Origin of the sequence: Rhodopila sp., from assembly GCF_965276935.1 — a bacterium.
In the GTDB taxonomy this organism is placed as follows: domain Bacteria; phylum Pseudomonadota; class Alphaproteobacteria; order Acetobacterales; family Acetobacteraceae; genus Rhodopila.
This window is the reverse complement of record NZ_CBDIBS010000001.1, coordinates 175,737-189,142: the sequence shown is the minus strand read 5'-3', so window position 1 is coordinate 189,142 and position 13,406 is coordinate 175,737. Positions and strand designations below refer to the sequence as shown.

Annotated in this window: 13 protein-coding genes; 6 read left to right on the top strand and 7 right to left on the bottom strand. The window is 64.9% G+C overall.

Going from position 1 to position 13,406, the window contains the following annotated elements; genetic code table 11:
• Positions 1-149 precede the first annotated feature (149 nt).
• Positions 150-890, top strand: a complete 741-nt coding sequence (locus tag ACQY4S_RS00840; protein ID WP_428483277.1) for a response regulator — start codon at positions 150-152, stop codon at positions 888-890.
• A gap of 79 nt (positions 891-969) precedes the next feature.
• On the opposite strand, the gene ACQY4S_RS00835 is transcribed toward ACQY4S_RS00840, so the two are convergent.
• Positions 970-1,938 (bottom strand): LysR family transcriptional regulator, encoded by a 969-nt coding sequence (locus tag ACQY4S_RS00835; protein WP_428483276.1) that lies wholly within the window; start codon positions 1,936-1,938, stop codon positions 970-972.
• A gap of 122 nt (positions 1,939-2,060) precedes the next feature.
• Here ACQY4S_RS00835 and ACQY4S_RS00830 point away from each other — a divergent pair, with 122 nt between their 5' ends.
• Genes ACQY4S_RS00830 through ACQY4S_RS00815 form a run of 4 tightly spaced genes read left to right on the top strand, consistent with a single transcriptional unit; the run spans position 2,061 to position 5,072 of the window.
• Positions 2,061-2,636 (top strand): carboxymuconolactone decarboxylase family protein, encoded by a 576-nt coding sequence (locus ACQY4S_RS00830; protein WP_428483275.1) that lies wholly within the window; start codon positions 2,061-2,063, stop codon positions 2,634-2,636.
• 26 nt (positions 2,637-2,662) lie between these two features.
• A complete protein-coding gene (locus tag ACQY4S_RS00825) occupies positions 2,663-3,262 on the top strand; it encodes a carboxymuconolactone decarboxylase family protein (protein ID WP_428483274.1) in 600 nt (199 codons plus the stop codon).
• Positions 3,263-3,287: 25 nt separating this feature from the next.
• Complete coding sequence (locus ACQY4S_RS00820; protein WP_428483273.1) at positions 3,288-4,253, top strand: hypothetical protein; 966 nt, start codon at positions 3,288-3,290, stop codon at positions 4,251-4,253.
• A gap of 27 nt (positions 4,254-4,280) precedes the next feature.
• Positions 4,281-5,072, top strand: a complete 792-nt coding sequence (locus tag ACQY4S_RS00815; protein WP_428483272.1) for an alpha/beta fold hydrolase — start codon at positions 4,281-4,283, stop codon at positions 5,070-5,072.
• Between the two features lie 294 nt (positions 5,073-5,366).
• Here the strand turns inward: ACQY4S_RS00815 and ACQY4S_RS00810 are convergent, their stop codons facing one another.
• Positions 5,367-6,551: an acetyl-CoA C-acyltransferase family protein gene (locus ACQY4S_RS00810; RefSeq protein ID WP_428483271.1), complete on the bottom strand. Its 1,185-nt coding sequence runs from the start codon at positions 6,549-6,551 to the stop codon at positions 5,367-5,369.
• A 240-nt stretch (positions 6,552-6,791) separates the two neighbouring features.
• On the opposite strand from ACQY4S_RS00810, the gene ACQY4S_RS00805 reads away from it, so the two are divergent.
• Entirely contained in the window at positions 6,792-7,997 is a 1,206-nt protein-coding gene (locus tag ACQY4S_RS00805; protein WP_428483270.1) for an amidohydrolase family protein, read from the top strand.
• A 171-nt stretch (positions 7,998-8,168) separates the two neighbouring features.
• Here the strand turns inward: ACQY4S_RS00805 and ACQY4S_RS00800 are convergent, their stop codons facing one another.
• The 5 genes from ACQY4S_RS00800 to ACQY4S_RS00780 all read right to left on the bottom strand — a co-directional run bounded on the left by ACQY4S_RS00800 (position 8,169) and on the right by ACQY4S_RS00780 (position 13,387).
• Positions 8,169-9,107 carry an alpha/beta hydrolase gene (locus ACQY4S_RS00800; RefSeq protein ID WP_428483269.1) on the bottom strand — a complete coding sequence of 313 codons (939 nt, stop codon included), beginning with the start codon at positions 9,105-9,107 and terminating at the stop codon, positions 8,169-8,171.
• Positions 9,108-9,498: 391 nt separating this feature from the next.
• Entirely contained in the window at positions 9,499-10,839 is a 1,341-nt protein-coding gene (locus ACQY4S_RS00795; RefSeq protein WP_428483268.1) for a hypothetical protein, read from the bottom strand.
• 260 nt (positions 10,840-11,099) lie between these two features.
• Entirely contained in the window at positions 11,100-12,266 is a 1,167-nt protein-coding gene (gene rlmN / locus ACQY4S_RS00790) for a 23S rRNA (adenine(2503)-C(2))-methyltransferase RlmN (protein ID WP_428483267.1), read from the bottom strand.
• 24 nt (positions 12,267-12,290) lie between these two features.
• Entirely contained in the window at positions 12,291-12,809 is a 519-nt protein-coding gene (locus ACQY4S_RS00785; RefSeq protein WP_428483266.1) for an invasion associated locus B family protein, read from the bottom strand.
• A gap of 62 nt (positions 12,810-12,871) precedes the next feature.
• Positions 12,872-13,387 (bottom strand): hypothetical protein, encoded by a 516-nt coding sequence (locus ACQY4S_RS00780; protein WP_428483265.1) that lies wholly within the window; start codon positions 13,385-13,387, stop codon positions 12,872-12,874.
• Positions 13,388-13,406: the final 19 nt, after the last annotated feature.

Genomic DNA, 13,406 nt, shown 5'->3' with positions numbered 1-13,406 from the left:
TATGCCCAGGGCTACCCCACCACGAACGAACCACCTTTGGCCCAGACGGCACCCAATGTGACGGAAAATATCAATTTGTTTCCATGTTCAGGTTGACCTTGTTATTGAACATGCTAAAGTGCCAATGTCCGCCCACGAAAAGGTGAGGTATGGACGCAGCATCGCATGTCGCCATTGTCGAGGACGATCCTGACATCAGTCGCACGATGGTCAGTTGCCTGACCGAGCATGGATTCAAGGTGACGCCTGCCCGAAGCGGGCGAGATCTTGATCGTGTGATGTCCGACAGCAAGGTCGATCTTGTCATCCTGGATGTTGGCCTGCCCGGCGAGGACGGGCTGAGCATCTGCCGCCGGCTGCGCGGCAAATCGACTATTCCCATCATCATGGTCACGGCACACGGCACGGACACTGACCGGATCGTCGGTCTGGAACTGGGGGCGGACGACTACCTGCCCAAGCCGTTCAATTCGCGGGAACTGGTGGCCAGGGTCAGGGCGGTGATGCGCCGCAGTGCCGCATCCGAGCCGGCCGCGGTCGAAGCGTCTCAAACCCTGGTGTTCGAAGGTTGGCGGCTGGACATGGCGCGCCGACAACTGTTTGATCCGACCGGCGCAACCCGATCCCTAACTAGCGGTGAATTCAACATCCTGACGATCTTCTGCCAGAATTCCCGCAAGGTGATGTCGCGCGACGACTTGCTGGACATGCTGCACGGTCGCGCCGCGGCTGTATTCGACCGCAGTATCGATGTGCAGATCAGCCGGCTGCGGCGGAAGATCGAGACCAGCCTGAAAGATCCGTCCTTTATCAAAACCGTTCGGTATGGCGGTTATGTCTTCACGCCTCAGGTCATCGCGACAGCGGAGGCGTCGCTGCAACCGCCATAGCGTGTTACCGACCAAGGCTGACCAATTAGAAGGCGTGAATCAAGAGTTCGCGTGCGAGCGAGACTGTCGCAGGTCATGCTTATCGACGGACGAGCCGCCCTATTCTGGTCACGCTATCCATCGCGCCGGCTGCGCGAAGGAAGGCGACGCCTAGACCCTGGTCGTCCTGCAGCTCCTTTTGAATATGGGCCATCAACGCGGCGACGCGGGAAGAGCGGCCTCGGTTCGGCGCATAGGCAATCGAGAGAGTGACGTCGGCGGGACGCCATGGTTCGCACACCCTCCGCAGCGCCCCCTGCGCGAGCTGCGCGTGCATGCACCACAACGGCAGCACGGCGTAGCCGACGCCCTGCAGCACCGCCGTGAGCGCGGCATATAGATTGTCGGTGGTGAACATGACCCGTTGCCGGAGCTGGAACGTCACACCGCTGCCATCAGTCAGCTCGACCACTCCCGGCACGAACGTGGAGAGGCGCACGGCCGGCGTCGGCTGCAACTCACGCGGATGCGAAACTTCAGGACGCCCTGCCGCCGTCACGATCGCGCGCTCGACCCGGTAGATGTGCCGCACCACGAGGTCGTCGCGATGGACCTCGCCGACGCGGATCCACAAGTCGTAACCTTCCGCGGTCACGTCGACCAGATCGTCGCGCAGGTGCCACTCGATCGCGATGGCGGGATGCGCCCGCAGGAAGCGCGCGGCGATCACGGCCAGAAACCCTTGGCCGACGGCGACGGGCACGGCAATGCGGATTGTGCCCGAGCGGGTGCATGTGTCCCCCTTCACGACATCGATGGCCTCGTACCAGTCGTCGACCAAACGCCGCGCCGGCGCGAGAAAGTCCCGGCCTGCCTGGGTCAGGCTTAGCCCTTGCGGCGAGCGGTCGACGAGTTTCGTTCCCACCTGATCCTCGAGCCGCTTCAGAAAACGGCTGGCGGTCGGCTGCGACAGGCCGAGCGCATGGGCAGCCTGCGAGATCTGCCCGGTCTCGGCGACACGGAGGAACAGCCTGATCAGATCAAGCCGGTCCGTCGCGATCAAGGTCATGCTGTATTCACCTGGGGCATAGTCTTCATTCACGGCCGGGATTGAACCAATCTTCCACACCTAACGTTTGCGGCGTGCTGCCGATTGCGGGCCGATGTTATTTCGTCAAAAGGAGTGCTTCGATGGCTGATCGGACCGAATTCGGCACGTTCGGGCGATTTCGCGAGACGCCCGTCGCGGACATGCCGCCCGACATGAAGGATGCCTATGATTTCACCAAGGGACTGCGCGGGCTTGTTCCTGGGCCGCATCGCATCTGGCTCGCCAATCCCACGCTGTCGAAAACGATCGTTCCTACGGGAGAATATTATCAGAAGCGGTCGACGCTGACGAAGGCCGAGATCGAGATCGTCACCAACCTTGTCACCGCGCGCTGGCTTTCCGCCTACGCCAGCTACGAGCACGAGAAGATCGGCGAGGCGCAAGGGCATCTCGATCCCGAGACGGTGCAACGGCTAATCGCCGGTCTTCCGGTTTCGTTCGAAGACCCGCGCGAGGAGGTCGTCTACCAGGTCGCCTATGCCCTGGTGCAGCCGCGGCCGGTCTCGCTTGGCCTTTACCGCAAGGCCAAGTCGCGGATCGGCGACGCCGGGCTGATTGATGTCGCGGTGCTGATCGGCTGGTTCACGATGGTCAGCATGACGCTCGCCGCCTTCGACGTGCCGGCGGACGCGGACGCAACCGGCCTCGACCAGTAGCCGCTCAAGAATTTCCGGAGTCGACGATGCCCGATCCCGATGCCTGGCTCGGCGGCCGCCTGCCGCTCTTGGACGCAATCAGCTTGTCCCCGGCGCAGAAGACGTTGTGGGACAGGATGGACGCGACCATGGGACGCTGGGCCGGCAAGACCGGCTTTGACAGCAAAACCTTCGATAATTGCTTCATCGGGCCATTCAATCCCATGCTGCGAAGTCCGGACATCGCGCTGACCTTCGTGCAGCTCCAGATGGACGAGAGCAAGCACACCAGCCTGTCCGACCGCGTCCGCCAAGTCGTCATTCTCAGCGTGGGGTCGGTGTGGAAAGCGCACTATGAACTCTCCGCGCATGCGGCGGCCGCCTGTCACGCAGGCTTCTCCGACACATGCGTCGAGGCGCTCGTGGCCGGGCATATCACACCCGAGTTCGCGGCCGATGAGGCGATTGCCCAGCGCCTTGCGCTGGTGCTCACCGCCGGACATGCCGTCGACGATGAGCTCTTTACGGAGGCGCTGCGGCATTTCGGCGAGACGGGGCTCGTCGATTTCGCGGTTCTCGCCGGCTGCTATCACCTCGTCTGCGGTCTGCTCAACCTGTTCGCCGTTCCTGCCCCAAGGCCGGCATAGCCATTCCTCCGAGAGGTCCGATCTCATGCCCAGCGCACCCCAGGCCAAGCTTACCGTCGTGGCCGAATTCCCCGAGCATTTCTTCCTGGAGAACCTGGCGGTTCGCGCCGACGGGTCGATGCTGATCACCGTGACGAACCGCAAGGAGCTGTGGTTCGTGCCCGCGCCTGGCAGTACACTGCCGGTCAAGCCGCTTCTCCTGTTCACCTTCGAGTTCAACACCACCTTCGTCGTGGAATGGAAATCCGAGCGCTTTCTGCTCGGCGTCGCCGACGTCTACGACACGCATGAGGCGAAGCTCTACGAGCTCGATCTGACGGGCTGGACGCCCGGCGGTTCAGTCGCGCCGCGCCTCGTGCTCGGGTTTCCGAGGCCATGGGTCGGGCTCAACGGCGGCTGCATGGTCGCGCCGAAAGTGCTGCTTGCGGCTGGCATGGCAGGGCTTATCTGGCGGGTCGAGCTGGACGACGACGCAAGCGCGTCGGCACGCATCTGGCTTCAGCACGACAGCATGAAGAACCGGCCCGGGGAAATGAAGCCCGAGCAGCCGGGCACCAACGGCGTCCAGTTCGACCGCAAGACCGGCTATGTCTACTACACCACGACATCACAGCAGATGATGCTGCGCGTGAAGCTCGATCCCACCACGCAGGACCCGGTCGGGCTTCCCGAGTTCATCGCTGGCGGTCGCGAATGGGACGATTTCCTGATCGACGAGGACGGGGGCGTCGCCTACGCGACGACGCACCGCGAGAACACCATCGACCGCGTGCGCCTGGCCCATGACGGCAACCGCGAGGGCAGGAGCGTGATCGCCGGCGACCCGTTCACCGAAACGCTGGTTGGCCCTTCGGCGGGCGCCTGGGGACGCACGCCCAGCGACAAGGGCCGCATCGCCTACTTCTCCAGCGATGGCGGCACCGCACAGCCACCGGACGGCCAGTACCGCACCGGCAAGGTGCTTCGCGTCGAGCTGCCGCCGGTCGCCTGACTCGCGATCGCGAAGAGGAGAAGCATTTTGGCAAACCGTCCACGCCGGCTCGAAACCGTCAGCGCCGATGCCGCCAAGATCGTGACCTGTGTCGATGGGGAAGGGCAAACGCTCATCATGCTGCCCTCCTACGGCCGCGACGGGTTCAATGATTTTGATGACGTCACCGACCGCGTCGCCGCGACGGGCTGGCGCGTGCTGCGCCCGCAGCCGCGCGGCATCGCGGGCTCGGCCGGGCCGATGCAGGGCATCGACCTGAAAGATCTCGCCGCCGACGTCGCTGGCGTCATCCGGCAGCTTGGCGGTGCGCCCGCCGTCGTGCTCGGCCACGCGTTCGGCAACTTCGTCGCGCGCGTGGTCGCGGTCGAACATCCCGAGTTGGTACGCGGCATCATCCTCGCCGCCGCCACGTCCTCGCCGGCAAAGGTGGCGCCCGAGGTCAACAAGGCTCCCTTCGTCGCCGGCGACCCCACCCGGCCGGAGGAGGAGCGTTTGGCCGCGCTGCGCCTCGCCTTCTTTGCTCCAGGGCACGATCCCCGCCCGTGGCTCGACGGCTGGTATCCCGAGACGCTTGCCATGCAGCGCGGCGCCGTCGAGGCCACCAACCTCAATCCTTATTGGGATGCCGGCACCGCGCCGATACTCGACATCATCCCACGCCACGACCCGTTCAATCCACCGGCCCAGTGGTCGGCGTTGCACGACAAGGTGGGCGATCGTGTGACGACGGTGATCATCGAGGACGCTTCGCACGCGCTATTCCCCGAGCAGCCTGATCGTGTTGCCGACGCGGTGCGGCAGTGGAGTGCGAGGCTTTAGCAACTTAACACGCCGGCTTCGCTGATCTCCGGCGTGCATACGGTGACGGCATGGCGTGTCGCGGCCATGCAAGATATTGCGGTGCAAGTCGTTAGGCTTGCGATGAAGCCTCGGGTGCGAAGTGGACCTAGGCCCGCGGACGTCCGAAGTCGGCTATCCGTCCGTTGCGGAAATTCGCACCGAGACAGGACCCAATGGATAGTACCAGGACGGAATCGCCAGCACCGGCGCAAGCCCGATCGGCGGGAGCAGCCCCGCCTCGCCAAGCGATCTGAGTCTACTGCGGCGGATGCGTCATTCGACCCGTTCAAAGATCGCCGCGATGCCCTGGCCGCCGCCGATGCACATTGTCACCAGCGCGTAGCGGCCGCCAATGCGTGCCAGTTCATACAGTGCCTTGATGGTCAGGATCGCGCCGGTCGCACCCACCGGGTGGCCGAGCGAAATGCCGGAGCCGTTGGGGTTGGTCTTTGCCGGATCGAAGCCGAGATCGCGGGCGACGGCGCAGGCCTGAGCGGCGAATGCCTCGTTCGATTCGATGACGTCCATCTGCTCCAGCGCGAGGCCGGCGCGCTTCAGCGCGGCGCGGGTCGCGGGGACCGGTCCGATGCCCATGATCTTCGGGTCGACGCCGGCATGGGCGTAGGCGACCAGCCGGCCGAGCGGGCGGGCGTTGCGCTTGGCGACGGTGTCGCCGTCCATCAGGACGACCGCCCCGGCCCCATCGTTGATGCCGGAGGCATTGCCGGCGGTCACCGTGCCATCCTTGCGGAACACCGGACGAAGCTTCGCCATGTCTTCGGGCTTGATGCCGGGACGGACGTGTTCGTCGGTGTCGAAGGTGGTCTCGCCCTTGCGGGTCTTCTGCACGACCGGCAGGATCTGGGTCTTGAAGCGCCCCTGCGCGATCGCGAGGGCCGCGCGCTGGTGCGACTGAATCGCCAGTTCATCCTGCTGGCCGCGGGTGACCTGATGACTTTCGGCCAGGTTCTCCGCTGTCTCGCCCATGTGGATGTTGTGGAACGGGTCGTGCAGCGCAGCGTTCATCATGTCGGTCATCGCGCTGTCCCCCATCCGCGCGCCCCACCGCATCCCCGCCGCCAGATATCCGGCTCGGCTCATGCTCTCTGCCCCGCCGGCGACCGCGATGTCGGCATCCCCGAGCGTGACCGCCTGGGCGGCGGAGACGATGGCCTGCAGACCGGAGCCGCACAGGCGGTTCAAGGTCAGCGCCGGCGCATCCTGGGTGATGCCGGCGTTCAGCGCGGCGACACGGGCCAGGTACATGTCCTTGGCCTCGGTGTGGATGACGTTGCCGAAGACGACGTGCTGCACCTCGTCACCGGCGACATCGGCGCGCGACAGGGCCTCCCGCGCCACGCGGGCGCCGAGGTCGGTGGGCGGGATGTCCTTCAGGCTGCCGCCGAAATCGCCGATGGCGGTGCGGACGCCGGAAACGATGTAAACCTCGCGCTGCATGGACGGGCCCTTTGTGCTGGGTGCTTGCCTTGGGTGGATCGCACGGGGTGGGGGCAGATGCAAGCGGCGCATTGGCCTGATGGTCACGCGCGGCCAGGCAGACCAGCGATGGGTGCCGCGCCGCGGATGCCCCGTGCGGTGGTCCCTGACACGGCGTCGGCTGACCGCTGGTAAGGCCCGCCTACCGAGGAGTAGGCTGATCAGAAAGCAGCACGGCGGACCATCCAAGGGAGAAAGCCAATGAACGAGATACAAATCAATACCCCGAATCTCTGGCGTCTGGAGACGCCGGGACACGCCGGTTGGACTCGCTCCGCCCGGGTCGGCGATCCGCGGAAATACTTCATGGTCTCCACCGACAGCCACGCCAACGAACCGCCCGATCTGTGGGAGAAACGGATCGATGCAAAGTACCGGGAGCGCGTGCCCCGCATCATCACAGACGAGCAAGGCGTGCAGTGGCGCTACTGCGAAGGCTACCGGCCGGACCGGGTGCGGGTGATGAGCTTCGAGGGCGAGGACTGGGTACGCTCCCGCGCCGGAGCGGACGTGCCGGAGCGCATCCGCGACAACCGCGCCGACGGCGTCGATGTCGAGGTCATCTTTCCCAACAAGGGCCTGGCAATGTGGGCGACGCCCGACCCGGTGTTCGCCAACGCGCAGTGCCGGGTGTGGAACGACTGGGCGTGGGAGCAGTATGGGCCGCATCCCGATGCCATGCTGCCGGTGGCCCCGATCGCGACCGGCGATCTGCCAGGTGCGATGGCCGAGATCGAGCGGGTTGCCAGGATCGGCTTCCGCGCCTTGTCGCTGCCGTGCAAGCCGATCTGGGGTGGGCATGACGTGGATCACGTCAACTACAACCTGCCGCACTTCGACCCGATGTGGCGGCTGATCGAGGAAGCCGATCTGCCGATCACCTTCCATGTCTCAACCGGCCGTGACCCACGGGCGGCCCGCGGCAATGGCGGAGCGGTGGTGAACTATGTCACGCATTCGCTGGCGCCGACGATCGAACCGGTGGCGAACCTGTGTGCCTCCGGCGTGCTGGAGCGGTTCAAGCGGCTGCGCTTCGCGACCATCGAGGCCGGCATCGGCTGGGTTGCCTGGCTGCTGACGGCGATGGACGAGGCCTATCGCAAGCACCACATGTGGGTGCGTCCAAAGCTGCAAGGGCTGCCCAGCGACTACTTTAAGGCGCATGGCATGGCGACGTTCCAGGAAGACCCGGTGGGGTTGTATCTGGCGGAGCGCTTCGGGTTGGTCGACAACTTCGCCTGGGCGAACGACTATCCGCATCACGAGGGCACCTGGCCGCATTCGGCCGAGGCGATCGAACGGACGATGCCGGATCTGACGGATGTTCAGCGGGCGAAGATCCTGGGGCTGAACGCGGCGCGGTTCTTCAAGCTGGCGGTTCCGGCGCATCAGCAAATGGCGGGTTAAAGGACCTACCGCCGACAGCGGCTCTCGCCTTTTGCTGCCGGTGCCCCCGGCAGCAAGGGCAGCGCCACGGGGTGTTGGGAACGACCACCTTGATGAAGGTCAGCCGATCGTGAGTGCCTCCCTGTGAGCAGGCCAGCGCAGGCTTCTCGGTTCGTAGCGCCGGATCGTGCGTCAGGCGGCGAATTGCTCGCGTAATTCGTTGGCAAGCTCGGCAATCAGGTCCCGACCGCGCTGCACGGCGCCGGCCATCCAGAAGAAGCCGTGAATCATCCCCTGATAGTGGGATGATTTGACGACCACACCGGCCTCTCGCAGCCGCTGCGCATAGGCCAGGCCTTCATCGCGCAGAGGATCGAATTCCGCCGTTATGACCATGGCAGGCGGCAACCCGCGCAGGTCGGCGGCGTGCAGCGGCGCGGCGTAGGGGTTCCTGCCATCGTCCGCGGACGCCAGGTAATGCTCCCAGAACCACATCATGGTGCCCCGGGTCAGCAGGTAGCCTTCCGCGTTATCCTGATAGGATGCGAACGTCGAGCCCTGGGCGGGCGCCGTCACCGGATAGATCAGCAACTGGCAGGACAGCACCGGGCCGCCACGATCCCGAGCCATCAGCGCCATGACAGCCGCCAGGTTGCCGCCGGCGCTGTCGCCCGAAACCGCCACGGACCGGCCCTCTGCTCCGATGTCCGCGGCGTGTTCAGCCAACCAGCACATCGCGGCGTAGCAGTCGTCCACCGGCCCAGGGAATTTCGTTTCTGGACTGAGTCGGTAGTTCACCGAAGCGACGACGCATTGTGACGCATTCGCCAATGCTCGGCAGGGTCTATCGGCGATCTCGATATCGCCGATGACCCAGCCGCCGCCATGGAAATACACCACCAGAGGCAATGATTTTCCCGGCGCCGGATGATATGTGCGCACCGGCAGTCGGCCCATGGGACCAGGAACGAGAATGTCCCGGACCTCGCCAACGTCCTGGGGTTCGCCCTGCAGGTCCCGGAAGCCGCCGGCGACAAGACGGGCCTGGGTGACGCTCATTTGGTCAAAGGGCGGCACACCCTGTCGACGAAATTCATCCAGGAGCGCCTGGACCTGCGGATCAACTGGCATTCGCGGATTCCATAAGATGCGGGTTGAGGAAAGCCTGCCGGCCGAACCAATATCCAGGCGTGGCTCCCGTCTTGCCGGAAGCAAAAACAGGCGGTCTTGCCTTGGCGCTCGCGTCGAACCTACCAGGATGTCGTAATCAAGGGACGCCGAATTCGCCGCTTATTCTGGATAAAGCCGATCATGCAATTCGATCAACGTCAAGGGTCGCCTGGCCTGGATGCTTCGCGTCGGCATGCAGCAGCGCAACGGGCAGGCAGGCTGATGTCGCGGTCGTCCCGGAGGATCCGGCGTGCATCCTCTCCTTCGATTTTTGCATTGACGCCAGCTCAATGACAGGGCCGGTCCGCTCGTCTTCGCCGTTGGGCAAAGCGCTGGCCCATACGTATCCTGATCATCTTGACGCCTGTGCGGGAAACACCCGCTTGACGACCTCCCTGAGCATATCGAAGACGCCCTCGACACCAAATCCCGCAAGGAACGAGACACCTGACGCGGTCAGACTGAGCGATGCGACAAGGTCGGTGATCGTCTTGTCGGGTGCGGGCGTAACGGAACTGAACGCAAGGCCGATGCAGGTGCCGACGACCAGGCCGAGAACCAGACGGATCGCGCCTAGGGCCCGATCGTGCGGCGTCAGCGTGCTCGCCTGCATTTTCGTGTAAAACTCAAGAACCACATGGGCCGCGGCGCCAAGAAACGCGAAGAGCACCGGAAGTATGAAATTGCCATGAACCAGCAATCGAGGTGCTAACTTGATCTCGGTATCACCTTCCTGCTCGTCGTCATTATCCTTGCCGGTCACACCGACGGCGGCGAGAAATGGTTTCGCCATCGCCTCGAAGGGGTTGCCGACAAGCGAGGGCCAGGACCTTACATATCCTGCCATCTCCGCGGTTGATATACGAAATTGATCGCGCAGGATCAGATCCCAGTCGCAGATTTCCTGCTGTTGGGGGGTCTCATAAACACGGAGATCCTCGGCGGTCTTCGGCGGATTTTCATTGGGTGCGTCCTGGGTTCGCTGCTCTTGGACGCCCGTCGGCCACTTTATGCCGGTAACGGTCTCGAACTGCAGCCGCACGGTCTGCGCGAGTATCCTGGGCCGCTCGCAGAAATCGAAGCTGAGGTGGGGTGCCTTGTCCTTGAACCAGGAAACATCGCCCAACTGAAGGGCGGGAAGCGCCCAGTCGCTGGCGGCCAGGGCACTGGTCTCGGCTCGCAACTTCTCGGTAGCGATGGCGGCCTGCCTGACGCGCAGGTCCAGGCGGGCCTGCAGGATCGACTTTCCCAAGGCCACGGACGCGGATTCCCAAAGGGCAATCAACGCGGCAACAAGAACGATCGCGAGCAAGGCAGTATTTGTTATCCGATGACGCCAGGCGGGCTTCACCAGCTCTGGATGCGCAAGGGCCTCATAATCGCCGGGCCGCGCCCGCCGCTGTCCCCTGATGTAGAGATTTGTATAGGCAATTGTCGTGGCACTAGCCGGTTTCGACTTGGCGTTCAGCGCATTTTTCACCAGTTGCAGCAGGGCGGCGTCATCCGCGTCCAGTACCGGAGCCGGCGCGGCTTTCGTCGAATTGGTGTATCGATCCTCGATCTTGCGCAGTTCGGTCAGCAGTTCCGAGGCTTCTCTCGGACGTGCCTGTTGGCCGGCGAGCGAGCGACTCCACTTGACCTGAAGATCGTCGATCGTCTCGTCCGGCTTGCCCGCTATGAAGTCGAGCATCATGAAGATTTCGGCCAGATCCTTGGGAAGCGGCGTGAAGCCGGTTGGACTGTCGCCCATGATCCCCTCCGACGCCGGCATGTTCCAACGAGCCAGCTTGCGCTCGATGTTGAGCGGGTCCGAAAGAGATATCAATATCGGATGTAATCATATTGCCAGTAACCGGCGGCATATGACATGGGTGATGCCAGAACCAGTTCCGGATGACGACAGCGGATAATACCGGCGCCAACCGCGAGCAGCGCGCTGCACAATATCCGGCGCTACTGGCCGCGCGGCCGCCGACCCTCCGTCCGCAACTGCCCACAGGCCGCCAGGATATCCTGGCCGCGCGGCGTCCGCACCGGCGCGGCAAACCCTGCCGCGTTCACGATCCCGGAGAACCGTTCCAGCGCCGCCTTCCCGCTCGGTTCATACCTGGAGTCAGGCCAGGGATTGAACGGGATCAGGTTCACCTTCGCCGGCATGCCGGCGATCAGCCGCACCAGCTCGCGCGCCTCGGCTTCCGAGTCGTTCATCCCCTTCAGCATGATGTACTCAAAGGTGATCCGGCGCGCGTTGGAAGCGCCGGGGTAGCGGCGGCAGGCCGCCATCAGGTCGGCGATGGGGTACTTGCGGTTCAGCGGCACCAGTTCATCCCGCAGCGCATCGGTCACCGCGTGCAGGGACACCGCCAGGTTCACCCCCAGCTCCGCCCCTGCCCGGTCCATTATCGGCACCACGCCGGAGGTGGACAGCGTGATCCGGCGGCGCGACAGCCCGATGCCCTCGTTGTCCATCACGATCGTCATTGCCTTGGCGACGTTGGCGTAGTTGTACAGCGGCTCGCCCATCCCCATCAGCACGATGGTGGACAGCAGCCGCGGCGTCTCGCCCTTCGGCGACGGCCACTCCCCATAGGCGTCCCGCGCCGCCATGAACTGCCCGACGATCTCGGCGGCACCTAGGTTGCGCACCAGGGTCTGCGTTCCGGTGTGGCAGAAGCGGCACGACAAGGTGCAGCCGACCTGGGAGGACACGCAGACCGCGCCGCGATCCTCGACGGGATCGGGGATGTAGACCGTCTCCGCCTGCTGCCCATCACGGAAGCGGAACAGCCACTTGCGCGTGGCGTCGGAACTGGTCTGCTCCACCGCGGCCTCTGGGCGGCCGATGACGAAGCGTTCCGCCAGCTTCCGCTGCAACGGCCGAGCTATGGAGGACATGCGGCTGAAGTCGGTCACGCCCTGGTGGTAGATCCAGTGCCACAACTGCTTGACGCGGAAGGCAGCCTCGTCGATCGAGGCCATCTCGGCCGCCAGTTCGGCGCGCGACAGCCCTACCAGATCGCGCCGCCCGTCCGCCAAGCCGGCCGGCGGCGGGTCGAACAGCGCCGACTTCGCCAGGATGCGCGTGCGCTCCGCGGCCGTCAGGTCGACGATGTCGCTCATGCCAGCGGGCTCATTTTGGGGGGCTCATTTCGGGGGGCACGCCTTGACGATCGCCGCGTAGGCGGCGCTGAACCCCTTCAGGCTGAAGCTATCCGTCACCGATGCATCCTTCGGGCCGGGCGACCGCGCGATGGCGCGCGCGCCCTTGTCCAGCGCCGCCACCGCGGCCTTGCCGTCGCGCGCAAAGGCGTTGGTCTGGTAGGTATAGAATTCCAGCCCGGTCTGATCGACCTGCACGGTAACCGTGGCGTTGGCGGGATAGGTGAAGCCGGCGGCGAGCGCTACGGTGTCACGGCCGGAAGCGCGCTCGGTCACCGTCAGGATCACCTGACCCCGGCCGGGCAGCGCGGGGTTGGAACTTTGCGCGCGGGTGAACGCGTAGCAGACAAGCTGACCGGATTCTGGATGCGTCGCCGCAGTCCAGTCGTCGAACTTGCCGATCTGCTTCGGGCTGGAAGCGGTCGAGGCGGAATGCGGCGACGATGCCGGCTTGCGGACCTGCGCCGCCGCAGGAAGCACGCACAGCAGCGGCAAAACGAACAACAGACGTGTGATCATGGCGGGAGGAATAGGACGCCCGGACCCGCCGGACAAGCATTGCGCGCTCATGGCTTGTTCGCGTCGGTGTCAGGATCATCCCCGATTGGCTGCCGATCGGGGATGATCCGGCGAAATCGTGGCGCACCATGGCCGGTGGCCGCGACCGCGGGCACCGCGGCGCCCATGCTGCCCACTGATGCCGCCCACGGGCCGGGCGGCGGACAATCCGGCCCGCTCCGGCCCAGCACGTAGGCGGCGTTCAAGGGGTGGCGGAATGACGGCGTCTTCCAGCGACCCGATCCCGAGCAGCGCGCAGCCGCCCCAGGTCCGCCAGCGCCGGGAAGTGCCACAGCGGCCCATGCAAGGGGTGTATTCGCGGTATCGACGGTGCGGGCGGCGCGTCGATCCCAGCCGGGGCCGACGGTGAAGCAGAACGCCGCGCCGAAAGCGTGGCCGGCACGCAGCAGGGCGTCGATGTTGGCGGATTTCGAGGCACCTTCCACGCCAATGCCGGAATAGCCGCGTCGCGTGGCACAGCCCGCTTGCCGCCCCCCCCATCGCCGTCCCCTGGCTTCAACCATCGCGGCGGTCTATGCCCGA

Excerpts from the sequence above, each read along its gene's own strand:
- ACQY4S_RS00800 (WP_428483269.1), bottom strand. The coding sequence starts at position 9,107 with ATGCCAGTTGATCCGCAGGTCCAGGCGCTCCTGGATGAATTTCGTCGA.
- ACQY4S_RS00795 (WP_428483268.1), bottom strand. The coding sequence starts at position 10,839 with ATGATGCTCGACTTCATAGCGGGCAAGCCGGACGAGACGATCGACGAT.
- ACQY4S_RS00835 (WP_428483276.1), bottom strand. The coding sequence starts at position 1,938 with ATGACCTTGATCGCGACGGACCGGCTTGATCTGATCAGGCTGTTCCTC.
- ACQY4S_RS00780 (WP_428483265.1), bottom strand. The coding sequence starts at position 13,387 with ATGGTTGAAGCCAGGGGACGGCGATGGGGGGGGCGGCAAGCGGGCTGT.
- ACQY4S_RS00810 (WP_428483271.1), bottom strand. The coding sequence starts at position 6,551 with ATGCAGCGCGAGGTTTACATCGTTTCCGGCGTCCGCACCGCCATCGGC.
- ACQY4S_RS00830 (WP_428483275.1), top strand. The coding sequence starts at position 2,061 with ATGGCTGATCGGACCGAATTCGGCACGTTCGGGCGATTTCGCGAGACG.
- ACQY4S_RS00840 (WP_428483277.1), top strand. The coding sequence starts at position 150 with ATGGACGCAGCATCGCATGTCGCCATTGTCGAGGACGATCCTGACATC.
- rlmN (WP_428483267.1), bottom strand. The coding sequence starts at position 12,266 with ATGAGCGACATCGTCGACCTGACGGCCGCGGAGCGCACGCGCATCCTG.
- ACQY4S_RS00805 (WP_428483270.1), top strand. The coding sequence starts at position 6,792 with ATGAACGAGATACAAATCAATACCCCGAATCTCTGGCGTCTGGAGACG.
- ACQY4S_RS00820 (WP_428483273.1), top strand. The coding sequence starts at position 3,288 with ATGCCCAGCGCACCCCAGGCCAAGCTTACCGTCGTGGCCGAATTCCCC.
- ACQY4S_RS00825 (WP_428483274.1), top strand. The coding sequence starts at position 2,663 with ATGCCCGATCCCGATGCCTGGCTCGGCGGCCGCCTGCCGCTCTTGGAC.